This window comes from Nostoc flagelliforme FACHB-838, from assembly GCF_014698065.1.
Classification (GTDB): Bacteria; Cyanobacteriota; Cyanobacteriia; order Cyanobacteriales; family Nostocaceae; genus Nostoc; species Nostoc flagelliforme_B.
Genome location: NZ_JACJSI010000068.1, coordinates 1 through 24923 on the forward strand (window position 1 = coordinate 1; position 24923 = coordinate 24923).

The 24923-nt window shown below is 41.7% G+C and carries 26 protein-coding genes and 1 pseudogene; 10 read left to right on the forward strand and 17 right to left on the reverse strand.

Annotated features, from left to right (window positions below; all coding sequences use genetic code 11):
• Positions 1 to 264, forward strand: a 264-nt coding sequence (locus tag H6G97_RS51880; protein ID WP_206759129.1) for a hypothetical protein, incomplete at its 5' end; no start/stop codon positions are given.
• 615 nt (positions 265 to 879) lie between these two features.
• Here the strand turns inward: H6G97_RS51880 and H6G97_RS25210 are convergent.
• A complete protein-coding gene (locus H6G97_RS25210; protein ID WP_190943354.1) occupies positions 880 to 2148 on the reverse strand; it encodes an FGGY-family carbohydrate kinase in 1269 nt (422 codons plus the stop codon).
• Positions 2149 to 2346: 198 nt separating this feature from the next.
• Between H6G97_RS25210 and psaM the strand changes: the two genes are divergently transcribed.
• Together psaM and H6G97_RS25220 are read left to right on the forward strand one after the other, a co-directional pair.
• Positions 2347 to 2436, forward strand: a complete 90-nt coding sequence (psaM, locus tag H6G97_RS25215; RefSeq protein WP_338421842.1) for a photosystem I reaction center subunit XII — start codon at positions 2347 to 2349, stop codon at positions 2434 to 2436.
• A gap of 252 nt (positions 2437 to 2688) precedes the next feature.
• Complete coding sequence (locus H6G97_RS25220; RefSeq protein ID WP_190943356.1) at positions 2689 to 3099, forward strand: slr1601 family putative cell division protein; 411 nt, start codon at positions 2689 to 2691, stop codon at positions 3097 to 3099.
• Positions 3100 to 3325: 226 nt separating this feature from the next.
• Here the strand turns inward: H6G97_RS25220 and H6G97_RS25225 are convergent, their stop codons facing one another.
• On the reverse strand, positions 3326 to 4045 hold the full coding sequence (locus H6G97_RS25225) for a tetratricopeptide repeat protein (protein ID WP_190943357.1): 720 nt from the start codon (positions 4043 to 4045) through the stop codon (positions 3326 to 3328).
• A gap of 402 nt (positions 4046 to 4447) precedes the next feature.
• Between H6G97_RS25225 and H6G97_RS25230 the strand changes: the two genes are divergently transcribed.
• Both H6G97_RS25230 and H6G97_RS25235 read left to right on the forward strand, forming a co-directional pair.
• The gene (locus H6G97_RS25230) at positions 4448 to 4912 is read left to right on the forward strand and encodes a hypothetical protein (protein ID WP_190943358.1); all 465 of its coding nucleotides are present in this window, start codon (positions 4448 to 4450) and stop codon (positions 4910 to 4912) included.
• A 6-nt stretch (positions 4913 to 4918) separates the two neighbouring features.
• The gene (locus H6G97_RS25235) at positions 4919 to 5476 is read left to right on the forward strand and encodes a glutathione S-transferase family protein (RefSeq protein WP_190943359.1); all 558 of its coding nucleotides are present in this window, start codon (positions 4919 to 4921) and stop codon (positions 5474 to 5476) included.
• Between the two features lie 85 nt (positions 5477 to 5561).
• On the opposite strand, the gene H6G97_RS25240 is transcribed toward H6G97_RS25235, so the two are convergent.
• The 4 genes from H6G97_RS25240 to H6G97_RS25255 form a co-directional block, all read right to left on the reverse strand.
• A complete protein-coding gene (locus H6G97_RS25240; RefSeq protein WP_012411046.1) occupies positions 5562 to 6053 on the reverse strand; it encodes a YajQ family cyclic di-GMP-binding protein in 492 nt (163 codons plus the stop codon).
• Between the two features lie 113 nt (positions 6054 to 6166).
• On the reverse strand, positions 6167 to 6565 hold the full coding sequence (locus tag H6G97_RS25245) for an MAPEG family protein (protein ID WP_190943360.1): 399 nt from the start codon (positions 6563 to 6565) through the stop codon (positions 6167 to 6169).
• Positions 6566 to 6653: 88 nt separating this feature from the next.
• Positions 6654 to 7157, reverse strand: a complete 504-nt coding sequence (locus tag H6G97_RS25250; RefSeq protein WP_041565591.1) for a hypothetical protein — start codon at positions 7155 to 7157, stop codon at positions 6654 to 6656.
• Between the two features lie 84 nt (positions 7158 to 7241).
• Positions 7242 to 7787: a PadR family transcriptional regulator gene (locus H6G97_RS25255; RefSeq protein WP_190943361.1), complete on the reverse strand. Its 546-nt coding sequence runs from the start codon at positions 7785 to 7787 to the stop codon at positions 7242 to 7244.
• Between the two features lie 95 nt (positions 7788 to 7882).
• Between H6G97_RS25255 and H6G97_RS25260 the strand changes: the two genes are divergently transcribed.
• Positions 7883 to 8401 (forward strand): DUF4188 domain-containing protein, encoded by a 519-nt coding sequence (locus tag H6G97_RS25260; RefSeq protein WP_190943362.1) that lies wholly within the window; start codon positions 7883 to 7885, stop codon positions 8399 to 8401.
• A 42-nt stretch (positions 8402 to 8443) separates the two neighbouring features.
• Here the strand turns inward: H6G97_RS25260 and H6G97_RS25265 are convergent, their stop codons facing one another.
• The 6 genes and pseudogenes from H6G97_RS25265 to H6G97_RS25280 form a co-directional block, all read right to left on the reverse strand.
• A complete protein-coding gene (locus tag H6G97_RS25265) occupies positions 8444 to 9541 on the reverse strand; it encodes a DRTGG domain-containing protein (RefSeq protein ID WP_190943363.1) in 1098 nt (365 codons plus the stop codon).
• 339 nt (positions 9542 to 9880) lie between these two features.
• Complete coding sequence (locus tag H6G97_RS52860) at positions 9881 to 10144, reverse strand: PAS domain-containing protein (RefSeq protein WP_338421843.1); 264 nt, start codon at positions 10142 to 10144, stop codon at positions 9881 to 9883.
• Between the two features lie 5 nt (positions 10145 to 10149).
• On the reverse strand, positions 10150 to 10590 hold the full coding sequence (locus tag H6G97_RS52865) for a PAS domain-containing protein (RefSeq protein WP_338421844.1): 441 nt from the start codon (positions 10588 to 10590) through the stop codon (positions 10150 to 10152).
• A gap of 10 nt (positions 10591 to 10600) precedes the next feature.
• Positions 10601 to 10711, reverse strand: a pseudogene (locus H6G97_RS55470) (hypothetical protein); the annotation flags it as partial.
• Between the two features lie 12 nt (positions 10712 to 10723).
• Complete coding sequence (locus H6G97_RS25275; RefSeq protein WP_338421841.1) at positions 10724 to 10975, reverse strand: GAF domain-containing protein; 252 nt, start codon at positions 10973 to 10975, stop codon at positions 10724 to 10726.
• Between the two features lie 216 nt (positions 10976 to 11191).
• Entirely contained in the window at positions 11192 to 11692 is a 501-nt protein-coding gene (locus H6G97_RS25280; protein ID WP_190943364.1) for a sterol desaturase family protein, read from the reverse strand.
• Positions 11693 to 12700: 1008 nt separating this feature from the next.
• Between H6G97_RS25280 and H6G97_RS25285 the strand changes: the two genes are divergently transcribed.
• Entirely contained in the window at positions 12701 to 12847 is a 147-nt protein-coding gene (locus H6G97_RS25285) for a ribbon-helix-helix protein, CopG family (RefSeq protein WP_114083081.1), read from the forward strand.
• A 474-nt stretch (positions 12848 to 13321) separates the two neighbouring features.
• On the opposite strand, the gene H6G97_RS25290 is transcribed toward H6G97_RS25285, so the two are convergent.
• Complete coding sequence (locus H6G97_RS25290) at positions 13322 to 13501, reverse strand: CopG family transcriptional regulator (RefSeq protein WP_190943365.1); 180 nt, start codon at positions 13499 to 13501, stop codon at positions 13322 to 13324.
• A gap of 442 nt (positions 13502 to 13943) precedes the next feature.
• Here H6G97_RS25290 and H6G97_RS25295 point away from each other — a divergent pair, with 442 nt between their 5' ends.
• A complete protein-coding gene (locus H6G97_RS25295) occupies positions 13944 to 17492 on the forward strand; it encodes a WD40 domain-containing protein (RefSeq protein ID WP_190943366.1) in 3549 nt (1182 codons plus the stop codon).
• Positions 17493 to 17560: 68 nt separating this feature from the next.
• Here the strand turns inward: H6G97_RS25295 and H6G97_RS25300 are convergent, their stop codons facing one another.
• The 4 genes from H6G97_RS25300 to H6G97_RS25315 are packed head-to-tail and all read right to left on the reverse strand — an operon-like array spanning position 17561 to position 22306.
• Positions 17561 to 18244: a class I SAM-dependent methyltransferase gene (locus H6G97_RS25300; RefSeq protein ID WP_190943367.1), complete on the reverse strand. Its 684-nt coding sequence runs from the start codon at positions 18242 to 18244 to the stop codon at positions 17561 to 17563.
• 30 nt (positions 18245 to 18274) lie between these two features.
• Positions 18275 to 19327 (reverse strand): SGNH/GDSL hydrolase family protein, encoded by a 1053-nt coding sequence (locus H6G97_RS25305; RefSeq protein ID WP_190943368.1) that lies wholly within the window; start codon positions 19325 to 19327, stop codon positions 18275 to 18277.
• 41 nt (positions 19328 to 19368) lie between these two features.
• Entirely contained in the window at positions 19369 to 20514 is a 1146-nt protein-coding gene (locus tag H6G97_RS25310; RefSeq protein WP_190943369.1) for a 3-oxoacyl-ACP synthase III family protein, read from the reverse strand.
• A 28-nt stretch (positions 20515 to 20542) separates the two neighbouring features.
• Positions 20543 to 22306 (reverse strand): ScyA-related TPP-binding enzyme, encoded by a 1764-nt coding sequence (locus H6G97_RS25315; protein WP_190943370.1) that lies wholly within the window; start codon positions 22304 to 22306, stop codon positions 20543 to 20545.
• Positions 22307 to 23072: 766 nt separating this feature from the next.
• Here H6G97_RS25315 and H6G97_RS25320 point away from each other — a divergent pair.
• Positions 23073 to 23786, forward strand: coding sequence for a haloacid dehalogenase type II (locus H6G97_RS25320; RefSeq protein ID WP_242055207.1), 714 nt, complete (start codon positions 23073 to 23075; stop codon positions 23784 to 23786).
• A 186-nt stretch (positions 23787 to 23972) separates the two neighbouring features.
• Positions 23973 to 24842, forward strand: coding sequence for a DUF5895 domain-containing protein (locus tag H6G97_RS25325; protein WP_190943371.1), 870 nt, complete (start codon positions 23973 to 23975; stop codon positions 24840 to 24842).
• The last annotated feature ends 81 nt before the right edge of the window (positions 24843 to 24923 follow it).

Below are 24923 nucleotides of genomic sequence, written 5' to 3' on the forward strand. Positions count from 1 at the left end.
TGTTGTGTTTTACGTTACCAAGCACGCGGGAAAAAGCAAGCTTATTGGTACTATAAGTTACACGCAACCAAACCAATTTTTTCCACAACTCAACCCAACAAATTGAGCAAATACAAGCATTTGGGTAAGGCTGGAAGCTCTGCCCATATTAATGCTGTTCTTTCTCTGGCTAGAAGAACCCAAATCGATTACTTAACTGAGTGCATCGACTCTCTTCGTCAAAATTGGGTGGACTTGTACGATAGCCTCAAAGAGAAAAAGTAAGTCTAATTATTTATTTTATTCGCGGAAATTTCACGCGAACAAAACCTTCCTTGTTTTACCCTCTATTTCTCCTTAACCGAGCAGTATTGCATTGTATTCAAAAATTTTTGGAAATAGTTATGACACCAGTGTGATCGCAATCTCTGCAATAAGATTTAGTAGCTCTCAATAAATCTTGACTTGATTCTAAGAGTATAGCAGTATTATCACTGAAGTTTAACCCTTGGAGCTAAAGCTATCCTGTAGCGTAAATATACGGTAACTCCCGTATATTTCAAATATTTACATCTGGGAATAATGTCACCAATCAAATTAAATCAAACTCTTGTTTGGTAGGCAAAAAGCTCGCTCTAATTATGCAAGTTAAATTTAGAACAGCTGATACACCCATTACCTTAGCGATGGTAGGCTAGTTATAACTCACACTAATTAATTAGTAAAGGGGATAGATGACATTCGCTTGTAGCGAAACACCCATCCCCGAATAGCTGCCCAGATCATGAACCTGGAATCTATAGTCCGGTATCTAATAATCCCAGTATCGGCTGAGATATGTTGATTGTCACTGGGATAGATACTGATTTACGAAATACCTACGAAAACATTGTTACACAATTACTCTTCACCCCTTCTTCCGCCTGCCATCGCCAACAGCGCCGTTCCATAAGCTGCTTCTGTGTACACTGACGCTACTACAGAAACCTGCAAATGACGCACCCTAATCGCAGTCCAAGTTTCATTCGCCGCGCCACCGCCAGCAGTATAAACACGGCTCAATTTGTCTGCACCCATTTGTTGTAATAATTCATACCCTCGCGCTTCTATGCGGGCAATGCTTTCTAATAAGCCATGCAAAAATTCCACTGGGTTATCTGGGCGTGGTGACAAACGTGGCGGTAGATTGGGATCATTAATCGGAAAGCGATCGCCTACCTTCAATAACGGATAATAATCTAAATCGCTGGCTTTTGATCCATCAATCTCCCGGCTAAGGCTTTCTAACTCAGCGTTTGTGAAAAATTGCTTTAGTACCGCACCTCCAGTATTAGAAGCACCACCAGTCAGCCACAAATCCCCCAACCGATGGCTATAAATTCCATATCTGGCATCTTCTACACGGGTACGACTTAACAACTTTAGTACCAACGTTGAACCAAGGGAAGTCACGGCTTCACCAGGTAATTTTGCCCCACTAGCGAGAAAAGCCGCAATACTATCAGTTGTACCTGCACACACCAGACAATCACGGCGCAAACCGAACTTATCTGCAATTTCAGAACGCAATTCGGCAATCGGAGTCCCAGGAGTTAAAACTTTGGGTAGCTGAATCGATATTTGCAAATTTTCTAGCCATTCTGGGTATTTCAACTTCTCTACGTCATAACCCAGCTTTAAAGCATTATGGTAATCGCTAATACCCAACTGTCCATGTAGGAGAAACGCCAGCCAATCTGCTTGATGCAGGAAATATGTAGCTTCACTAAAAGAGGGTTGTTGCCTCATCCACAAAAGTTTAGTGAGGCTGGAGGTGGCACTCAACACGGTATGATTGGGGGGTACGATACTCCTCAAATGCTCTAGCACCAATGATCCCCGCGCATCGTTGTACAGCAACGGTGCATCTGTTGGATTGCCAGCAGCATCGACCAGCAAGACGGTGGAAGAAGTACCATTAATTGCGATCGCTTTAATTTCTCGCCGCAATTGGTTAGGTATTTGTTCCACCAGGACAAACAAAGCCTCCTGCCAAATTTCGGGCGTAAGGGCGGCTGGTGAGTCCTGGAAAGGATATCGCACCTCAGCTTGAATATAAGAAGCTTCCTCGTCAATTACCACACCGCGTGCACCAGATGTGCCGAAGTCTATACCTAGATATAAATTCATATTTTTATAAATTTTTATAACGGAGAATAACTAACAACTACTGACCAACAACTGCTTTTGTTGCATCTTGTAACAAGATATTCCACAATCTTGGCAAAACAAGGAAAAGTAGTAAAGAACTGTTCAAAATGTATTCAGGTTAGGAGGTTTTCAGCCATGCCTATTTTAGATACTCTGTACATCGCTCAGATATCTTCCATCTCAGATACTCAAGTCTACACCGCTCTAGTTGTGGCCTTGATCCCAGGAGTTCTAGCTTGGCGATTAGCCACAGAACTTTACAAATAACGCTCCGATGTGACACAGTTAAAAAGCTAATAATCCTGGCAGTACGGGGTGCAATTTCCAGAAAGTTGTGGTTTTATACCATAAGTAGCTAGAAACCTTGCACTTACGTAAGCCAGGTTATTTTTTAACTGGTGCAACACTTGTAGCTATTTCAAAAAAATGAAGTAATATGACAGCTAAATCAAGCAGTAATTAGCGCCAGAGGGCTTTTACAGTGCTTCCCTTCACTAAGCGAGGTTATCTTTTAGCATCATGAACGCGACTCAACCATCCAGACCACCGTTACAACCTATACAAAAACGCCGGGTCATTTCTCGACCAAAGCGGCATCTTCGTCAACGTTCTTACCAGGTGATGGCACTGGAAAGCACAGCCAAAATAGCGGTTAATGTTGTGATTACAGCTGTTGCAGCATCTGCCTTAGGACAACTTTTGCCTTATAATTGGTTACAGCAAGCAAAGTTGCGAGAAATTAGTACTGAAGTCAAGCTGATGGAAGGACATGTCAATAGTTTGCAAACGCAATTTAGCCGTAACTTCGATCCTCAGCAAACTAAAAGTATTATGCAAGAACAAGGATACCGATTTGATCCTAGTCAGCGTCAGGTCGTGTTGGTAAATCCGGATCGCCGAGAAGATGAACAAACACAATCTTCACCTTAAGAAAAATAACGAATTTGGGATTATTTAGGTTTCTGGTAATTCTGGCTACTTATAAACCGGGTGTTAATTTATATTATTGCTAATAAATAGTGGTTAATAACTAATTTTTGAATAACTATATAGTTATCATCTATTAGCCATTAGCGATACAGCGTCACTAAACTTTAATTCAAAATTTAATCAATTATTTTGAATTTTGAATCCCCCAGAAGAACTAATCTACCAATTAAGACGCTGATTCAGATAGCAGCTCGTTTAGCCAATTTTCGACTTGTAAACGCAAGCGACAACCAGTAATATCCTTCCTGTTGTCGATAGAAGGCAGTTGAGTGAGGGCGCGACGATAATCAGCGATCGCACAATTCCAGTCGCCCCAAAGATGGTAAGTCCTGCCGCGTTCAGCCCAGATATGACCTTCTAGTTGACCGAAAAGCAGTGCTACCTCAAAATTCTCGATTGCCTCCTCGTATTGCCCCAAATCACGCCAGGTAATGCCTCGGTTGATCCACGCCCGGACGTGACGAGGATTCAAATTAATCGCTTGATCATAGTCGGCAAGTGCTGCTGCTAATTCTCCACAAGCCGCGTAGTAATTTGCTCGGTTATTATAAGCACTAGCTAAATAGGGATTAAGGTTGAGGGCGGTGTTATAGTCGAAAAACGCTTTTTGCCTTTCACCACCTTGGAAATAAATTAGCCCCCGGTTGTTGTAATCAACGGCATTGTCGGGATGGCGGTAGATTAGTTGGGTTAAAAGTGCGATCGCCTCAGTATATTCTCCTTGTTGAGCCAACTTTAAAGCAAAAGAGCGTAAGTGGCTATCCTCTAAAGTAGATTCACTGCAATCGTTTGTCCTCCACTCTTGAACTTCGTTTGTAGTATTTAGAACATATTTGTATTGGTTACTTTGCTGGTCATCGTCAGCTAAAAATGAGTAAATATTCATCTTTCCCTGCCTGAAATCCCTGCTTTGCGAAATAAAAGTCTAGTTTTTTACCGATGGTGGTATTACCACTGTGTCTATTCTCAAGGTACTTATGGTTACTTTAAAGCCATCTTAAGGCTGAATTTAAACTACTCACACCAGTAGAAATCTACCCCTTAAATAAACAATTGCTCCTCAAGCCTAATCATGGATACTTGCTCCCGAAGGTGAATTCCAGAAATAGCAGACGTTAATCTCAAGACTAGTCAAGTAGTGAGAGCGACAAATTGGTAGAATGCCAACAAACCGTTCGTTAAATAAAGGACTGGGAACTGCGGAGAATTCACTTTCCCCTCTAACTCAATGCCTAATCCCCAATCCCCAGTCCGTAGATTCAATTTTTAAGTTTTGAGAAATTTTCTGATGACAACTGCAATTTCCTATCCCAATGCCCCTGATTTAACAACCGATGATTACATTGTGATCGGCTTGGCAACCTGCTTCGTCAAAGAAGATGGAGAAGTTTATCAAATCGAAGTTATAGAACCAATACCCTCTGCTGCTTTAGAAGCGCTTTTAAAGGGCATTCCTACCTCCTATAAGCTGGCTCATGCCACAACTTTGGGATCTGTGCTGGATGGCGATTCACAACTGCTGCCAGATGGCTTCCCAGAGTCGGCTCAGTTTGGAGAGGAATTTGTGCCACGGGCATTTGCAGCAGCTCGTACCTACAAGCGTCGTGAATCTGCAAAATCCCTGATTCCCTTGGGTACAAGCTACGCTGAATTTAAGTATTCTATTGAGCGCAAGCGGGTATTAAATGCCGCTAGAGTTGTCACGAAAGAAGATAACGTTAAACAGCACTCTCATACTCACAAAGTTCTTTAAGTAATTATGCTCAAACTTTACGGTGGCGCTCGTAGTCGAGCGTCAATTGTTCAATGGTATTTAGAGGAAATAAAAGTTCCTTACGAATTCATCAAGCTCGATATGCAGGCTGGTGAACATCTCCAGCCTGAGTATTTGGCAATTAACCCAGTTGGTAAAGTTCCAGCAATTGTTGACGGGGATTTTAAAGTTTGGGAATCTGGGGCAATTTTGCTGTATCTTACCGATAAGTATGGTAAAACTGCTCTTTCACCTGAGGAACGTGCTGTATTTTCCCAATGGACGTTGTTTGGCAATTCTACCCTCGCTACAGGGATTTTTGTGGAAACAAATCGGGAGCGAGAAATGCCCCGCTTGTTGACTTTCTTGAATAAGGCTCTCGAAGAGCAACCTTTTCTGCTGGGTAATGAATTCACTGTTGTGGATGTGGCAGTGGGGTCTATTCTGAGTTACATTCCCATCATGCTGAAGCTAGACCTCAGCCCCTACCCGGCGGTGTTGAACTATATCAAGCAGTTATCTGAGCGTCCAGCATTTCAAAAAAGTATTGGCGGAGGGGCTTAAAATAATTCGTAATGACGCTCCTGCGTCGCTAACGCTGCGCTAACGTAATTCGTAATTGAATTTTTAACTACGAATTACGGGTGCTTTAACGATAATTTGTAAATTGCAAAGCCACGGGGTAGTCTTCTTGTTTTAATCGCTGCATGACAACTTGTAAGTCATCTTTAGATTTGGCAGAAACCCGCACAGCATCACCTTGAATTGAGGCTTGTACCTTTTTGAATTCGTCCCGAATCAATTTGGAAATTTGTTTGGCGATTTCTTGACTAATGCCTTTTTTGAGTTTGATTTCTTGACGCACGCGATTACCACTGGCTGATTCAACTTTACCAAAATCAAAGATTTTCTGGGATAGGTTACGTTTGGCGGCTTTTTCTCGCAGAATGGTGTGTACAGAATCTAAGGTAAACTCGCTGTCAGTACTAACGTTAATACTTTCTTCGACTAACTCGACAGTAGTTTCAGTGTCTTTGAGGTCGTAACGACCTTTGATGTCTCGGATAACTTGATCGACAGCGTTAACTAACTCTTGTCGGTCAAAGTCGCTCACAATGTCAAAGGAAAAAGTAGAAGCCATAAAATATTTTGGATTTTAGATTTTGGACTTCGACTTCGCTCAGTCGAACGATTTTGAATTGGGTATTGAGTATTGGGAAAACTCTTTCCCAGTCCCCAATTCCCAGTACCCGCTTAATTAGTCGCTTGGATGATGCTCAAGAAAAAGAGAGTGGCACAGCCAAGGATGCCAATGGCAAACATCAGCGATCGCAAAAGGGGTATATTCAAAATATAAAAAATTGAGTATAGGAAACGGGCCACCACAAAGGCGATCGCAGCCACTTGTGCTGTGAAAGAATTTACACCAGTTACATAAGCCATCAATGCGGCTGCCGCAAACACCATAAACGCTTCAAAGGTGTTCTGATGTGCCCAAGTAGCTCGTTGGGCATAAGGTGGCAATTTATCAAACAGAGCGCGAGGAGTAGAAAACATTTCATACCCAATACGCACACGGGCATAAGCTACTAGCAAAAATGGCACATAAATTAGAACGGCAGCAGCAGCGATCGAGTACAAAAAAATTATCATTACTTATTTAGTCGTTGGTTATTAGTCATCAGTCATCAGTCATCAGTCATTAGTCAAATACAAATGACGAAAGACAAATGACAAATGACTAATCAAAGTAGAAAAGCGTCACCACTTTTCTTTGTTCTTCTGCATCCTGACAAGTTTGTAACAGGGTGCGACTGTCGTGAAACGCAAAGCAGATTAGTTGCTGGCAACGGGAAACAATCTCCTTGTTGCACAAATAACTAGCTTCAGCCAGAGACAGATTATCATTACTGGGATTTTCGACTAGATGCATTACCTGTTCTAGTTGCTGGCGCGATTCCAAAGGCTGGCGTTCCAGGCTTTGGGGTAGAATCACCGTCAACAAATTTGCATCAGCCCGGGTTGCTCCCTTGATGGCCGCTGAATTTGTACCTGTAGCACCAGAAGTAATGATTCGATTACCCGATAAAACTAGGGCATAAGTCATCATTTCAATAAGATTCTGATGCGTAATCGGCACATGACGAGAACCCAGCAAGGCGATTCTTTTAGAACCCGTTTGCTGGATTGTCGCTAGTTCTTGCGCTAATGTATCGAGGTTAATAAGGTCTGTTGATTGGCTCAAAGATGGAGATAATCAGATTAAACGACCCAGATATTTTACCAAACAGCGTGTAGATGCGAGGGAAACTTGAGTTAAACGTTGCTACTAATTTTCGATTGTTTGCTTCAGTAACTCCATTACTTGGTTACACCAGGCTAGCCAATGTGTTTCGTAACTAATGCCATTTAGGAGAGTAAAATACTGAAATTTGCCTGATTCTGGCAGTTGTTGCGGATTCTGAAAGTAACCCTGTTCTAATTCCTTGTACGTAGACAATTTTTTTTCATGGGCTTTTTGGTGATGTTCTAGCTCTGCCAAAATAATTTGCTTAGGAACAATATCACCAGCAAAAATTTTAACTAGTAAGTCATCTTTAATCGGTGTGGGTTCACAAGGTTGAGCAATCCACTCTTTAAGGTGCTGTTCTCCCAAGTGTGTAACGCTGTAGAGCCTTTTATCTGGCCGTCCTGCTTGAAGAATCGACTCGGAACTGATCCAGCCTTGATCTTCTAGTTTCGCTAACTCCCGATAAATCTGCTGGTGACTTGCTGACCAGAAAAAGCCTACAGAGCCATCGAATCGTTTTGCTAAATCATATCCACTACATGGTGCGTCAACCAGAGCCGCTAAAATTGCGTGCGCTAATGCCATAATTTTTAATTCACTACTTGACTTATGCAACTAATTGCACAAAGCTATCTTTATGCAATTAGTTGCATATTAACTTAAGCAATAAGGAGTGAGAGATGCCTCAAGTAATACCAGGACGATTTACAGCCGAGATTGATGAACCCTTTGTTGTGTTTCTGATTGGGATGCGAGTTAATAAATTATTGGCTTTTTCTAAATGGATTCCTACATCCAGGGCAATGTCACCCATGCTACAAAGCCTTAATCAGAATCCCGAAAAAGGGTTTTTAGGAGGAGAAACTTTTGTTTACTGGCGAGGGGTAGGACTGATTCAGTATTGGCGATCGTTCGAGGATTTGGAGCGTTTCGCTAGAAATCCAGCCGATGCACATTTAAAAGCTTGGCAAAGGTTTAATCAAGCCATTGGTGCTGATGGCAGTGTCGGCATTTGGCACGAAACTTACTTAATAGAACCAGGAAAATATAAGGCGATTTACGGGAATATGCCTGTCTTTGGATTAGCTGCTGCAACTAAGCACGTCCCAGCTATGGGGCGCAAGGAAACAGCACGCCGTCGCCAGGGTGGTGACGGCGAACCATCTGTACCCTTACCTGCAATACAGACTCCTAACTAATAACTGAGCTACAGATGCTCTGAATAGTTTGAGTTGATGAATCTAAGACAATGCCGCTGCGGGAGTTAAACCTAGTTTGGATAACAAGCGGTCAATATCAAAATGCTCCGACATCAACTGACGAATATACTGAACCTTAATCGGCTCGTGGAGGCGGACTTGCCCGAAAGTTCGGTCAACAATTTCCACAGTGGTAAGGGTATCTAAGTCAACAGATAAAATGGGGATTTCTAGGTCTTCAGCGCGACTGAGAATAAACGGCGGTGGCGGTAGTTGCCCGGTGAGAATTAAACATTGGGTAGAAGTTTCTAAAGCAGCTTGCTGAATCTCCACGCGATCGCCTCCTGTTACGACAGCCATATTCCGACGTTTGCGGAAATACTTCACAGCGGAGTTGACATTCATCGCTCCAATTGCCAGACTTTCTACTAATAGATCCATGCGATCGTTGCGACAGAGAACATCAGCCTTTAACTGTTTGACCAGTTCGCCAACGCTCACACTGCGGAGCAAAGCGCTATTCGGCAGCATTGCTAGCACCGGAATACCCTGCTGTTCCAAAAATGGGCGCAAGAGCGTGTCAACTGTTTCTAGTTGGGTGACAGGGATATCATTGATCACAACTCCAATCAAGCGATCGCCCACACGCTGTTTTGCAGCCAATAGTGCCTCAACCGAAAGCAATGATTTATAGCGGGCTACTAACAGTACAGCAGAATCCAATACTTCAGCCATTTGCAGCAAAGACAAGTCAAACAAATTGCCTTCGGACAAATCACCAGGCCCCTCCAACAACACTAAATCTCCTTGAGACTTATGTAAATATTGCTGTATTAGGGACTGCTGATAATCGGTTTTGTCTTCTCCCCGCAAGCGGTTTTGCACATTCGGTTGATTCAAAGCCAGCATTGTGGGTGCAACGCGGTTTTCTGGCAAATTGAGGCTAAGAGCGATGAACTGGACATCTTCCTCAATGACGGTTCCACTAGACGAATTATTGAAACACGTACCGAGCGGTTTACCGTAGCTAATATCCAGACCTTTTTGCTGTAGCTGATGAGACAAACCCAGAACAGTTGCAGATTTACCGCTGTAAGTCTCGGTTGATCCAATCAGCAAATATTTAGGGGATTTTGGCACACATGCACTCCTAATTTCAAAAGTCAGAAGAACCCAGCTAGGTGTTTCCTAATTCTAGTTCCTTCTGGCAAAAGCCTCTCGCTCTCACAAATTAAGGTTTCCCAGAATTACCTTCTGATCAAGCAAGCAGGGGGCAGATGAGCCAATTTTTTGAGTTTTAGAAAGTTAAGATATTGGGTTCATCGTCAACAATCAGAATTTTCCGGATCATAGGGATTGGAGATTGGGGAAGGTGGGGTCTCCTTTAGGGATAAACTGCCTGACCAATACGTTCCTTTGTCAGTGCAACTTCGGCAGAGAAAACCTCTGTGGAATGGGACTGAGTTTGGGCAAATAGTTCTACAGCTTGCGATCATGAATATCTGTGCAAGTGCCAACCCACTCTCGAACGCTACCATCTTCTTCTAATACAGGAGCGCCACAGACAGAAAAGTGGCGGTAACTGCAGTCTTTGCCACGAATTCGGTACTCAGTTTGATAGAGGCTGCGGTTAGCCACAGCGTTACCACAGACTTGAAATGTGCAATCGCGATCTTCGGGATGAACGGCATCAATCCAGCCCCCATTTTCCGCTTCAGCTATACTTTGACCTGTATAAGCTATCCAACTTACCGTTCAAAGCAAATTCCTTCTGGTGTGCTTACCCAAAGGATTTGTGTAGTACTAATTACCAAAGAGCGGTATCGGGCTTCACTCTGTTTCAAGATTTGTTCAGTACATTGACGTTCCTGCTGGGCGTGTCGAAGCTCACTAATGTTCTCCACGCTACACCAAATTACTTGCTCTCCATCTTTGTCAATCATCAATCCAGAAATCCTGACCGAAACCAGATGCCCATCTTTGTGGATTAACTCTTTCTCATAAGGGCCGTAGCGACCAGTTGTTTCTAGATTCTCTAGGCTAGCTCGGTCAGAGGCGGCATAATTTTCAGGAGTAATCTGGCGATCATTGAGATTTAGGGTTTCTGGAACAGTGTGCCCCAAAATGGCAGCATAGGCGGGGTTGATGTTAATTAGCGTCCCATCTGTTCGGCATAATAATAGCCCAATCGGACATTTTTCAAATAACTATAGCGATCGCTGTTTGGGAGGCAAAGATACTCATAAGTTTCAGGTGTTCAGCCTTGTATGAGTCAGTTTTGGGCGTTCCAATGGCGATCGCTCCTAATACCCGCTCTTTAGCTCACAACAGTACACAAATCATTGCATTAACGTTTTTCTGCCTCTCTAATCGAGGATCGGCTTGCACATCATTGACCAGTTCTGCCCGATTGAATTGCACAATATTGCCAATAATTCCCTTACCCGGTTCCGGCTGACTGTGGTCAAAAAACACTCCAAATTCGGCAATGGTTTCAAATGCGGTTGCATCTGGACTCAAAAGCAAAATCATTCCCGCAGATGATTCAATTAATTGGCTCAATTCCTGAAGCACAAGTTTTCCTGGTTAGAGAAAAACATAGAATTAAATCTATGATGAATTTATGTCTATCGTTGCTAAACTAATCGTAAATTGGCAATCAGCTTTTTTGAGTATGTAGTTGAGCGGATTTGTGAAAGTAGAATAATCCCCTGTAGGTTACAAAAAGAAGCTGCGATCGCAGCTTCTTTTTGTAAGTTTAAAAAGTATTTAGCTAATCGTTAGTTTCAGTTATATGCGAGAGTAGCGAAAACGAAGTCTGAGTAACCGAAGCCAGCGTAACCACATTTGTGCAGGTTGTTCAAAGAAGCTAAAAATATCACCGAAACCTAAATTAGTTTTGTGATGATGTAGCCAGTGTCTTTCAGGAGTAGTAATAAATAGAATTTGGCATAAAATATTTACAGGCTTTGGAGTTTGCCAACCCAGTACACTTATGTGTCTCCACCATACATGAAACTGACCAAGCAGTAATCCAGAAATCACACCAATGGGAGAGAAAGACCACAAGACTACTGCTATGAGTACATAAGGCAAAGCTCCCAAGATACCATCTAAAAGAACCTGGGGATTAAAAGTCAAAATAGCGTAGTGACGGAAGTCCTTCTTCCAAGAGTGGTGCGTTTTTAAATGAAGGCTACCAAAAACGTGCTCGGGTACGTGGTAAAAAAATGTAGATAGAAAATCGCCAAAAAATAGTAATAACCAAGCAACAGCGATAGCCTCAAGCATTTGTACTCCTCAAGTAAGTTAAGAAAACTCCACAGAAAATATGCCAATGTCATGCTGTCGGCGTAGACACTTGGTTTTACGTTATGCAAGCAGCACCTGTATGTCTTACGTGTCTACGCTCCAGTTAATTTTGCTCAGAGTATATGTAATTGGATCAGTTGCAGTTTCATGAATCTCCGCTCCTTAATGCAGTAAACAGCAACTCGTAAGAACCTCCAATTTGACTTCTAGCTCTGGGTTAATGGTAAAAATACATCTAAAACTCGATAGCAATACAGTACTTTGCCATTGTTACTACACAATCTTCTTACTAAGGCATACAGCGTAAGCAAAGGTTGAGTTAAAATTAGTACAAATTTAGGTTAAGATTTGCTTCAAAATTATTAATTTTCAATTGATTGCAATTAAGCTTAAATTATGAGTTTAATAAGAGCAATATAAATAGCCATTCCCCCAAGATAAACTGGGTTATGAGGGTGAATGAAGTAGGTTTATAATACAATTAAGAGGCGGCAAATTTTAGAGAATCTAGTATTAATTAGATGCTATTGGCACTTTGCATTAATCTAGCAAGAATGCTGCTCTAAAAACGCACCTTCAATATGAATCTTGAGAAGACATAGGGATTCTAAGAATTTATCTTTTTTGCCGAGCGCGTTTGAATTCGCTCGCCCCTGTTATACAAACAGCAAACTCTGTGCGTCACCCTTCTCCTGTGGTCGCTAGTGTGCGTAGTTTATTTCTCTTAAAAGTATCAGATTAAACCACTAGTTCACTGTGTCAAGAACAAGGGTGAGCGTCTTCTTTGATAACGTGGTTCCGAAATCTTAATTGTTCCTGTATCATTTATGAACAAGTTAGTAAATCGGTAATGCTTAACTGCAATATTTATTTACAATATGTCTTATTAAAAGGGTATTTCAGCATCTCCCAAATTTAGGTTACTTTCCAGTTGGGAAGGTAAAATCAGGGTTTGAAGCTATAATTACATGATTTATCTGTTTCAGCATGAACAAAAAATGGGCAGTCAAACGAATAACTATAAACTTGGCATCAAATGAAGCCAAAAACCTTGAAAAGTATTGTGAACAGACAGGCAGACCAGCAACGGATGTAATTCGAGAACTCATTCGAGCTTTGCCACAGACAAAATAAAAGTAGACTTGAAAATCATTTATCTTGGTTTATTCTCAAGATATAAGCATTAGAATTTAGTGGAATTGGAGATGTTAAGTTAACGAGTGATAATTTTTTGTAAAGATTAAGAAATATGTAAAAATTTAGTTTTCGGCCTGCTACACCCGCCGAAAACAAGATGACATCAGAGCTTATAATTGAGTTGCACAATTAGGAGTAAGAAAATATTTCTCTGGTTAGTGACTACGTTTAATTTTGTCGTCACTTTGGTGAAAGAATAATTTCTAACCCTGCTTTTTTAGTATTTTCGCAACAAACAACAGTATTGAAGTAGCAAATATCAAGTTGTGAGAATCTAATCTAGAGATTAGCGCTCTGGAATTACTCTCAGCAGAGTAAAGTTCAAAACCTTTGTCCAAATTTGCAACAGTTTCTAGTTTAACTATGACTGATCTGGACTACGGCTTTTCAGGCTGGGCGTGAGAAGCCAGGTCAAGGCAAGGCTTGAATGAGTTCCCGAATCACATCCGTTGCTAGTCTACCAGTCTGTTCACAATATTTTTCAAGGTTCTGGGCTTCATCTAATGTCAAGTTTAAGGTAATTCGCTTAAGCGCCCTTTTTTTACTGGAGGTTGCCAAACGGGGAAATTTAAGTGCGGCAGTTTTATTCATTGATTGATAGGGTAGATATATACAAGCTTTCTTTATCAAGATTGCCAATTTTTAACTGTCTTTACCAGTGAAAATCGAGATTTTAAGATTGAACTTAAGCTTTACGCTCCAAGTTTATTACTGAAAGCTCAAGGTGTTAAATAACTAACGCCATACGTAATGAATCTACCATTAGTCAAGTTCAAGAAGCTTTCGGCTGAAGAGATGATGTCAACAATGTCCTACAGACCAGATTGTCTGTTGAGCAGGCGGTTTTGAATTGCCGAGACAAGTGGATTGCCAAAAGTGGTTTTTATCAGTGAATATTTTGGTAATATACCTGTTTTAAATCTTCTGCAACATAAGATTATTCGTTTGTTATGACTATCACCTCATGTCTATAGCAACCTAGTAGATAATTCTTTTTAATTCAAGATAGATTACACGAACAGTGAGTTAATACATGACTTTACAGAATTGGAGACGCAAGCGTGGCGTTGCACTTACTAACAAGGGTTTACAAAAAATTAAAGAAGCAAAGCATCAGTCAGAAGCTAAGGAAAATTTTGGAAATAGATACACTCTTGAAGAAATGAGCGCACGCTCTGGCTTATATTCTGCTACTATCTCTAAAGTAATGAATCGGGAAGGAGGAGTTGATAAACAGACCATTGAAAAGCTTTTCTTAGCTTTTAACTTAAAAATAGAAAAAAGTGACTACTCAAGCTCAAATACCCGTCTATATTGGGGCGAAGCTATCTTTAACTCAACTTTTTATGGACGTATAGAAGAACTTAATACCCTAGAAGAATGGATTCTTAATGAACACTGCCAATTGGTAGCGCTATTGGGAATAGGAGGTATTGGTAAAACGGCGCTGTCTGTAAAATTTGCTCAACAAATTCAAGGCAACTTTGAGTATGTGATCTGGCGATCGCTAAGAGAAGCCCCCCCTGTCAAAATTATTCTCGGTAATCTAATCCAATTTCTATCTGACGAACACGAAACAGAAGGTAACTTACCAGAAAACTTTAGTGAGAGGGTGTCGCGACTACTCTATTATTTAGAAAATCATCGCTGTTTAATAATCCTTGATAATGTAGAGTCAATTCTCCGCAGTGCTAGCCGTGCCGGAATTTATCGAGAAGGATATGAGGAATATGGTGAGCTTTTAAGACGGGTAGGAGAAGCAACTCACCAAAGCTGCTTAGTGCTGACTAGTCGGGAAAAACCTAGAGAGGTGGCATTGCTAGAAGGACAAGCGCTACCTGTTCGCTCTTTACTACTGAATGGTTTAAAAGTTGCAGAAGGGCAAGAAATCTTAAAACTCAAGGGGCTATCAGCGGCAGAGGATGAATGGAAAGTAATGATTGAACGTTATGCAGGCAATCCATTAGCCTTAAAGATAGTTGCCACAACCGTTCAAGATATCTTTGATGGTAATGTGACTGATTTTTTGCAACAAAATACGTCTGTTTTTGGAGATATTCGCGATATTTTAGAGCAGCAGTTTGAGCGCTTGTCAGATTTAGAAAAGGAAATAATGTATTGGCTAGCGATTAATCGTGAGCCAATTACACTCTCAGAATTGAGAGAAGATCTTATATCATCAATACCTCAAGCTAAATTACTAGAGGCTGTAGAATCTTTAGGAAGGCGATCGCTAATTGAGAAGGCTACGCCTACGCTCATTGAAAAAACTAGATCATCTTTTACGCTCCAGCCTGTAGTTATGGAGTATATGACTAGTAGCTTGATCGAAAACATCTGTGAAGAGATTATTACTCAGAATATTGATTTATTCAGATGTCATGCCTTGATGAAGGCGACGGGTAAAGACTATGTTAAAGATACTCAAATTCGTCTCATTATCAAACCAGTTATAGATGGATTGCTTAATGTTTTAAGAAGTAAAAGAAACATTGAAAATAAATTAACTCAACTTTTAGTAAAACTCCGAGAAACATCGCCGTTAGAACCAGGGTATACGGCTGGCAATATTCTGAATCTGCTTTGTCATTTAGAAACAGATTTAAGTGGCTATGATTTTTCTTATCTGACTGTTTGGCAAGCAGATATGCGTAGTATAAATTTATACAATGTAAATTTTGCTCACGCCGATCTAGCTAAGTGTGTTTTTGCTGAAACACTAGGAGGTATTCATTCGGTGGCATTCAGCCCAGATGGACAATTATTAGCTACGGGCGATACTAATAATGAAATTCGTTTGTACCAGGTTGTAGATGGAAAGCAATTGCTCTCTTACAAGGGACATACAGGTTGGATCTGGTCGGTTGCCTTTAGTTATCAAGGCCATATTCTAGCCAGCGGAAGTGAAGACCAAACTGTAAAGTTATGGGATATTGCCACTGGTCAATGCCTCAAGACTTTACATGGGCATTGCGGTGGGATTTGGTCGGTTGCTTTTAGTGCTGAAGATCATTTGCTAGCCAGCGGAAGTGAAGACCAAACGGTAAAGTTATGGGATATTGCCACTGGTCAATGCCTCAAAACTTTGCAGGGACACAATAGTCGAGTCTCATCAGTTACCTTCAGTCCAGATGGTCAAACTTTAGCTAGTGGCTGTCATGACCAAACTGTGAAGTTGTGGGATATTGCCACTGGTCAATGCCTCAAGACTTTACATGGGCATAGCAGTGGAATCTGGTCAATTACCTTCAGTCCAGATGGTCAAACTTTAGCTAGTGGCTGTCATGACCAAACTGTGAAGTTGTGGGATATTGCCACTGGTCAATGCCTCAAGACTTTACAAGGACATACTGACTGTGTAAATTCAGTTATTTTTAGTTTGGACGGTAATACACTGGCAAGTGGAAGTGACGACAAAACAGCGAAACTGTGGGATATCAGTACTGGCAATTGCTTCAAAACCTTACAAGGACATAATAGCAGGGTGTGGTCAGTCGCTTTTAATCAAGATAGTCGCACACTTGCAAGTGGCAGCGATGACCAAACGGTTAGGCTGTGGGATGTGAGCACAGGTAAATGCCTTAAATCCTTGGAAGGATATCGTAATGGAATATGGTCAGTTTGTTTCAGTTCTGATGGTAAAATGCTTGTTAGCGGGAGTGGTAATCAGACGGTGAAGCTTTGGGACATTATTAGCGGTCAGTGTATCAAAACTCTACGAGGGCATACTAATCGAGTTACATCGGTTGCACTGAGTTCCAATGATCTTATCCTTGCTAGTGGCAGTGAGGATCAGACGGCTAAGTTGTGGGATATTAAAACTGGGAAATGTCTTAAAACTTTGCGAGGGCATAGTAACTGGCTCACATCAGTTGCTATCAGTCCAAACTGTCAGATCCTTGCCACTTGTAGCGATGACCAAACAGTGAGGTTGTGGGATGTCAACACTGGGCACTGCATTCAAGTATTAGAGGGGCATACGGATAGAATATGGTCTGTCGCCTTCAATCCAAATGGTCAGACTTTGGCAAGTGGCTGTCACGACCAAACGGTAAAGTTGTGGGATGTCAACACTGGGCAATGCATTCAAACTCTGAAAGGGCATGATAACTTGATCTGGTCAATTGCCTACAGTCCTAATTGTCGTGTACTAGCTAGTGGCAGTAGCGATCAAACGGCGAAGTTGTGGGATGTCAGCACTGGGCAATGCATTCAAACTCTGAAGGGACATTCTAGTTCTATATACTCAACTGCTTTTAGTCCAGATGGTTGCATACTTGCAAGTGGTTGTGATGACCAAAGTGTAAAACTGTGGGACATTAACACTGGTCGATGCCTTAAAAGTTTGGGGGGACATACAGAATTAGTTTGGTCGGTAGCCTTTAGTCCTCTTGGTGAAATCCTAGCCAGTGGTAGTCAAGATGACACTATTAAGATTTGGGATATAAACACTAGTGAGTGCATAAAAACTTTGAGAAGTCAAAGGCCCTATGAAGGTATAAACATTACTGCTATTACAGGTATAACAGAAGCTCAAAAAGGCTCTTTGAAAGCTTTAGGAGCAGTTGTTACCGAAGAATAATCCTACTCTGTTTTAAGTTTCAATAAGTCTAAATTATGATATAACCAAGTAAATTATTTTTTCAAGAATCAGGTTCTTAATACACGTAAGAATTTATTTCCAGTCTTCTGAAATTCATAGGATGCTTGTCTAATTTGTACTTCATATCCCTGCTTGAGCAGTTGGTTGATGACTGGCAGCAAAAATGGAGATGGCTTCCCAGATGTGTCTAGCAGTGGAAAAATGCGTGTCTCCATAGCAACTCTACACATTTCTGTAATACAAGCAAGATGGAACTCTTCAGATAGCTGTTCAGAATAGATAAATAAAAAATGAGAACACAAGGCTAAATCAAATTGTCGATCAGTAAATGGTAAAGTAGGCAGTTCACCTATAACATAACGTTTCTCCTGAATTCCTAAAGAAAAGTCTTCAATGAATTCCTGCATTGCGGATCTTCTAATGTTTAGTAGCTGGCTTGGCGATTGAATATCCTGCCAAACAAAATTATCTGGATTTCCTTGCACCGCATTCATGACTTCACAATTAGCTTCTTGGATGCGTTGAGCAATCTCAGTTTTACTGAATTTGTAAATGGGATCGCAAGAGACAACGTTGCCTCCTCTACGGGTCATCTCAACATTAAAGCTTGCAGGCCCACCTGCACAGTCAATAATTTTCAGTTTGTTATCTTCAAGAGTTAAACCAAACATTTTGGTGTATTCTTCAGCAGAACGTCCCCATATAAGGATTTTCTCAAACTTAATCCCCATAACTTTTATCTCAAGAGTTACATTATTAATTCAGGACTCTGAACTTTGGCTATCGAGAACTTGTAAAACAGGCATAAGTAGAATTTTTACCCTAACTTGACGCTCATCTTTGTATCTTTCAACCGCGTACCCAACTGCACCTAAAACACCAAGAGCTAACATTCCTAATACAGCAGAAGGTTCGGATACAGGTATTGGCTTCACGGCTGAGAAAGCTAATTCTCCAATTAGTTTGTGAGCGGAAGTTGTAGGATGGACTTGATCCCAAAATAAAAACTTATCTGCTTCACAAGCAACTGGCTGCTTGGGCACATTAATAGGCACTACCGATAAGTCTCCAACACAAGGTTCGGTAACATTTGCAAAACCGAATTCTCCTGGAGCCGCGATGATTCTATTGAATAGAGAATTGACATCAAGAGGAATAATATTGATATCAGGACTGAGTTGCTGGCTCAAAAAATTGAGATTTGCAGTTAAACTGGAGTTGTGTACATTGGTAAAAATGCTTAGTAAACTAGAATCTTGATTATTGCCGCCTGTAACTGGAAACTTTCCTAAATCTGGTAAGTTAACTACTACAAAGTTTTTAGCACCAACAGCAGCAAGTGATGTCACAGCCATTGATAAATTGTTAACTGCTTGGGTAGGATTAGGAATAACATCAAAAAAGTAATCTAAATAATCATTCGTACCAGCCCAGATAACGTGGAGGGCGTTAGAATTTGCAGAAGGATTTGCTAATGTAAAGCTATTAATCTGTTGCTGCAATCCTGGTAAACTAGCAATACCAATATTCTTAGACCCTGTGGTTGCACCACCATAGGCAAAGTCAGTGTTTAGATTCAACTTTAATCCTAAATCTAAGGCGAGATATTCCACCCAAATTGGGCCATTGGAAAAACGTCCATTAAAGTAAGTTGGACTTGGAGGAATTATTCCGCCTGTGGCATTAAATACATTGCCTATATCAGAGAGGCTATCACCAAAGACATAAATCTCGTCATTATTCTGCGCTGAAACTTTGAGCGGACAGATGAGAGATAAAATAAAAATTCCGGTCGCAAGAATTTGTTTCTTCACAGGCAACTATTCAAATAAACTTTAAATATTGGTAAACATCCTTAACACGAAGTTTTACTCCTGTCTCTAGAACCTGTCACTGCTAAGTCAGATTCAATTGTATTTATAGGGGCAGGGTTTAACGCCACCTTGCCCCAGCGCATCACACTTGCAGAGGCAACACCAGTTACACCGAATCCATAGATAAGAACCAAGTCATTTTCACGAATTTTTCCTAGCAGTGCAGCATAGTACATATTGACTATAGTGAGTACTGGCCCAACGTTTGCATACTGTGGATAGAGATTGATTGTACGCTCTTGCTTAATTCCCAGTACGCGCGTGCAGAAGTTTGCGAACCAAGCAGTGGCTGTATTGAAAAGGAAGAAGTCTACTTCCTCAAAAGTTATGCCAGCAGAAGCAACAGCACCCTCGCAACACGTACGGAGAAGATCTACAGACATTTCGCGGAATAATCGGTTTGCGCTCTTGCCTATCTTCATACGGAACTGCGGATGACCATGCTTGTCCTCAGTCAGTTGAGGTATTAGAGTGTCACATAATACAGATGTGTGAACTGTCTTTGTTCCAAGCACACCCTGATCTCCTTCAAGTGAGCTGACCACAAAAGCTCCAGCACCGTCACTCATGCACCATGATACAGTATCGTCCTCATCAAAAAAGCGAGAGTAAGTACACGAGATGACCACTAACACATTGCGGTAATCTCCTGCTCGCACTAAAGCACAGGCGGTTTGTAGTGCAACTGGGGTAACTCCGCACGCCCCATCAAGATTCCAGGCTGCACCCTTCAAGCCAAGCTGTCCGGCAAGGAACGCTGCATTGCCAAAGCCGACTTGTTCAGGCCAAATCGATGCGACTAGCATTAAATCGATGTCATCGGGTGAAAGCTTGGCTGCTTGAAGGGCATTCTTTGCTGCTTGACACTCCAGCGTCAGCGACGACTCGCCCTCACCAAGTACATATCGCTCAATAGTACCACGAAAGGGATCTGATAGATAGGGTGTCATCTCTAAATCAAACTCATTGATCGGGGTGGAGCCAGCAAGCGAAAACAACCTTGCCAAGCTTTTTTGCTCCGCCTGTTCAACTAATTCTGGATATTTGTCTCTATAGTAATCGTTGGTACGTCTAATGCTGGGTAGAGTCAATGCAAGTGAACGAATACCTACTGGGTATTGTGACATAAAGAATTTCTTTTCACTCTCAATAAGTTTAGTAGCAATAATTAGTTTCGCTCTGGGTAATCAAATTCCGAATACGACTTTCAATTGGTGCAGGCTGAGTAGCGTCAATGACCACATCAATCACGAACGGAGCGATCGCTACCATTGCTTTTTCTAAAGCAGCCTGGATGTCAGTCTCTCTCTCGACACGGATACCATCGGCTCCCATCCCGCAAGCAATCTTCACAAAATCGGTCTGTGGAATTTCTGCATCCACACCCTGGAAGCCCAACATTGCCATCCCCCGATCGCACATATTGTAGTGTCCGTCATTAAGTACTATCCAGACAACTGGAATTTGGTACTTCACAGCTGTGCTGATCTCATTATTCATCAGCATGGCACCGTCACCAACAATGGCGAGCGCTTTACCACCACGAGTTAGTGCCGCACCGACAACGCCAGTAGTAATATGCCCCATAGACGCGAAACCGCTACAGTTTCGGTAACGATGTGGCTTGGCAAACCGCAGCATATAATTTCCCCAAGCTGACGAACTGCTTGATTCGGCCATTACCAATACATCACTTCCCTCAACAATCAGTCTTTGAATAGCATCCATAAGCACTACGGGACGCACTTTTCCGTGTGTACGTGGATTGATTGTACTGTGTTCATATCTAGGTAGCATCGGTTTTGTCAACTGAATAGGATGCTGCGAAAAGTGTTTCAACAGACCCTTCATAAACACTCTAATGTCAGACGGAATGGCAAAAGTCTCAGCAGATGGATATGCAGTTCCTGGTATCTCTGGGTCGATGTCAACATGTAAAAAGCCTCGCAAGGGTACCATTACGGGGAGCAGGAGTGATGTGCGTTCGCCTAAGCGTGTTCCCAGAACTAAAGTGCGTAAGGGGCGATACTCCTGCATATACCTAAAAACAGACTCATGCCCACCGAAGCCAGTGACGCCGACAAACTGGGGATGATTTTCAGGAAAAATACCTTTAGCTCGTGGTGAACACATCACTACAGCCCCTGTTCTCTCGGCAAGCTGACGAATTTCTTTTGCAGCACCCCGTGCCCCGAAACCGACCCAGATGGCAAAGGGCCCCTCAGACAGTAACCGGACACATTCTGCGATTGTTTCTTCACTTGCTGTTGCCAGACTCTGAGAGAGAGTAATTCGTGGCAACGAAGTTTTTAGTGAACTTGTCTGGATATTTGTTGGAATACTTATATGAGCTACGAACCCTCCTGGTTGTCCTAGCCCAAGCGCAAGCCTTCGAGAAACCTCTGTAAGTTCATCACTGGATTCGAGAGTAGTTGCATAATTGAATATTTGCCCGGAAGTAAAAATACCTGTGCAAGGCATAGTGTAAGTGCTAGTTTCTTGGCAAGCCCAACGTCCCCTTTGTGTTGCTGATGTTGAAGCTGACACGAGAATCACCTTAGCACCCTCCCAACGGGCAGCTAACAGCCCTGTTAAAGCGTTAGTGATCCCTGGCCCTGTGGTAGTGAATACCACAACCGGGCGATCGCTAGCAAAATGCGCCTCAATGGCCGCAAAAGCTGCTCCGGCTTCATGCCGAAAGTGCAGCACCTGGATGGGACTTTGATGTAATGCAGCCCACACTGGCGCGATCGCGCCTCCCGAAACACCGAAGGCATACTGCACCCCCATATCTTTCAGGATTTTTACCACTGCCTCTGCTACCGAAAAAGTTGCGGATAACTTGCTATCAAATAGCTGTTTAGTTGAGTTTAATGATTCAGTGGTATCGGCTTGTGTATCCTGAAATTGAATATCCATACAAACTATACTTAGGAATAATTGCCCCTGGGGAGTAATATTATCCCACACGCTAAACTTAGTAATATCGTAATATCAGTGTAATATCATTTTTTTTGGATAACACCCATAAAATGTCGCTTAGCACTGCTCTTTAATGCAGGTGTTAACGGTAAAACGACCTTGGTGGTTCGCTTTGCCAATGTCTGAGCAGCCGAGCATCGGTGAGAGTTTAAAGATATCGAATTTTTTTTGATTAAGTAATTTTACTTAAAATTATGCTAAAATTTGCGCTATTCAACATAATTTTTGGGCAACCGATGCCTACGGTTTTTGCTAGCCTACGCGTCACATTTTAAAGCATTATTCATTCTTGCCTCAGAATTCAGTACAAAGTTAATTCAAAACACGCTATCTTAGAGGTTGTTTGAAAAGTGTTTTGCTGTGACTTTAGGCACTTTTAGATCCCCCCTAACCCCCCTTAAAAAAGGGGGAAACCTGAGTCAAAGTCCCCCTTTTTAAGGGGGATTTAGGGGGATCTAAAACTTTTTGCTACCAACAACAGGACTTTTCAAACATCCTCTTAGCAAATTCCCATAAATATTACTAATTGACAAAAATGTATTTGTCTTAAAGTCTCACGAATGGTAGCCGAGAAGTTGTGCGTTGCCCAGAGATAGCAAAAATTTTCAAAGATATCAACACTAGAGGGTATAGCAATGCCTGCGGCGGGCTGCGCCAACGCAGATGGGTTCACTCGTCTTTTTGTTTGTGAAAACTGAACAGAATGAATCAAGCTCTGGAGTATAAAAAATTGATGGACTTCAATCAGTATAAGGCTTTAACTTTCGATTGTTATGGAACCCTGATTGATTGGGAGAACGGTATCTTACGAGTGCTAAAGCCACTTTTGCTGGCACACAACACTAATTTGGATGACAATCAAATTCTAGAACTTTTTGCTGAATTTGAAGCAGAGTTGGAAAAAGGGGATTATATCAAATATCGGGAAGTTTTGAAGGGAGTAGTCCAGAAATTTGGTGAAGGATTTGACTTTGAGCCAACTGGTGACGAACTAAATCTACTGGCTGATTCGATTCAGGATTGGTTGCCTTTCCCCGATACAGTTAAGGCACTTAGAGCTTTAAAGCAAAAGTTTAAGCTAGTCATTATCTCAAATGTAGATGACGATCTCTTTGCTTTCTCGGCAAAGCACTTGCAGGTGGAATTTGACCAGATAATCACAGCAGAACAGGCAAAAAGCTACAAACCCTCTTTAAATAACTTCAGACTGGCTATTGAGAGAATTGATTTGCCGCTAGAGCAGATACTACACGTTGCTGCTAGTGTATATCACGATATTGCTACAGCCAAGTCTCTGGGACTATCAACAGTTTGGGTAAACCGTCGAGCAAATCAAAAAGGAGGATCAGCAGTAAGTCAACCTGACTTAGAAGTGCCTGATTTGAACACTCTGGCTGTTTTGAGTTCACCGAAATAATACTGGGCAATAAGTGCTGAGTGTCCAACACTGTTTCAATGAGGATCTGTTGTTACAAAATGAAATAGGGATTGCAACATACATTGATTCTGCCTTAATCTGGAAAAACTACTACGCCAGTTTGACGGCACGTTCGCCCTTCTGCCGATAAACTTGTTCAATAAAACACTTTGATAGCCTAAAACGATGAAAGCATCTGCTAATTTCGACTTTGAAGACGAGAAATTCAATGCACCGCCTTCTCAAGTCATACCCTGGTGTCAGATGATTAATCCTCGGTATGGCACAGATGGGATACAATCACACGGTTTGGCAATTAAGCTAGATAATGCTAATGCTGTCGGCTTTGTGCCAGATGATAATTGGCAGCAAGTGGAGCATGAATTTACCTCTGGAGTCGAAACAGTCTTTATTACCGCTACTCCACGCTTGGTTATAGTGCGTCGGGGGCCATTGTCTGTTAAAGACCGGGAAAGTGGTCTTAAACTTGGTACGCTCAAAGAGAATTATGATGCTTTTTTAGCCGACAAACTTAAATTTAAAACCTTTACTCGCTATCTAATTTTTATAGTGGGTGAAAATCAAAAATTTTTACATGAATCACCACTACAACTAACACTTAATGGTGCTGCCGGAGCGAGTTTTAGCAAAACCTACTGCGAATATCAACAAGGCAAAGTAGCTAGTGGATTTGTCGCGGAACTAGAAAAAACTTATGCTATTTACCGCAAGCAACCTTTGACACCAAAAGGCCCATTGTTCCACGCTCACGGGATTTTTTGCCCGATTATTGAGTGTGAAGAAAGAGGGATTGAACCAAATACAGTTCTGGTAGCTTCAACCGTAGACTATAAACATCCTACGGTAGGGACATTAACCCAATATTTAATTGCTTCCGATTCTCTTGAGTCTGCAATGATTTGCAAGACTTTTGAAGAATACAAAGATTTTGGGAAGGAACCTGTAAAATCAGAAACGCCTAAATTGGCAATGGCAGGAGTTTCCAACTCTTACGTTTATGCTGATGAAGATGATTTTGCTTATCCGCCGTATTAGGTGGGAATGGAGAATGGGGAATAGGGAATGGGGAGTAGAGGGGAAAAAAAGAGGTAATTTTAATTCTCCCCCTGCCCCTTG

Bases quoted from the DNA above. Each gene is read 5' to 3' on its own strand.
- H6G97_RS25210 (WP_190943354.1), bottom strand. From the start codon at position 2,148: ATGAATTTATATCTAGGTATAGACTTCGGCACATCTGGTGCACGCGGT.
- H6G97_RS25220 (WP_190943356.1), top strand. From the start codon at position 2,689: ATGAACGCGACTCAACCATCCAGACCACCGTTACAACCTATACAAAAA.
- H6G97_RS25225 (WP_190943357.1), bottom strand. From the start codon at position 4,045: ATGAATATTTACTCATTTTTAGCTGACGATGACCAGCAAAGTAACCAA.
- H6G97_RS25230 (WP_190943358.1), top strand. From the start codon at position 4,448: ATGACAACTGCAATTTCCTATCCCAATGCCCCTGATTTAACAACCGAT.
- H6G97_RS25235 (WP_190943359.1), top strand. From the start codon at position 4,919: ATGCTCAAACTTTACGGTGGCGCTCGTAGTCGAGCGTCAATTGTTCAA.
- H6G97_RS25240 (WP_012411046.1), bottom strand. From the start codon at position 6,053: ATGGCTTCTACTTTTTCCTTTGACATTGTGAGCGACTTTGACCGACAA.
- H6G97_RS25245 (WP_190943360.1), bottom strand. From the start codon at position 6,565: ATGATAATTTTTTTGTACTCGATCGCTGCTGCTGCCGTTCTAATTTAT.
- H6G97_RS25255 (WP_190943361.1), bottom strand. From the start codon at position 7,787: ATGGCATTAGCGCACGCAATTTTAGCGGCTCTGGTTGACGCACCATGT.
- H6G97_RS25260 (WP_190943362.1), top strand. From the start codon at position 7,883: ATGCCTCAAGTAATACCAGGACGATTTACAGCCGAGATTGATGAACCC.
- H6G97_RS25280 (WP_190943364.1), bottom strand. From the start codon at position 11,692: ATGCTTGAGGCTATCGCTGTTGCTTGGTTATTACTATTTTTTGGCGAT.
- H6G97_RS25285 (WP_114083081.1), top strand. From the start codon at position 12,701: ATGAACAAAAAATGGGCAGTCAAACGAATAACTATAAACTTGGCATCA.
- H6G97_RS25290 (WP_190943365.1), bottom strand. From the start codon at position 13,501: ATGAATAAAACTGCCGCACTTAAATTTCCCCGTTTGGCAACCTCCAGT.
- H6G97_RS25295 (WP_190943366.1), top strand. From the start codon at position 13,944: ATGACTTTACAGAATTGGAGACGCAAGCGTGGCGTTGCACTTACTAAC.
- H6G97_RS25300 (WP_190943367.1), bottom strand. From the start codon at position 18,244: ATGGGGATTAAGTTTGAGAAAATCCTTATATGGGGACGTTCTGCTGAA.
- H6G97_RS25310 (WP_190943369.1), bottom strand. From the start codon at position 20,514: ATGTCACAATACCCAGTAGGTATTCGTTCACTTGCATTGACTCTACCC.
- H6G97_RS25315 (WP_190943370.1), bottom strand. From the start codon at position 22,306: ATGGATATTCAATTTCAGGATACACAAGCCGATACCACTGAATCATTA.
- H6G97_RS25320 (WP_242055207.1), top strand. From the start codon at position 23,073: ATGAATCAAGCTCTGGAGTATAAAAAATTGATGGACTTCAATCAGTAT.
- H6G97_RS25325 (WP_190943371.1), top strand. From the start codon at position 23,973: ATGAAAGCATCTGCTAATTTCGACTTTGAAGACGAGAAATTCAATGCA.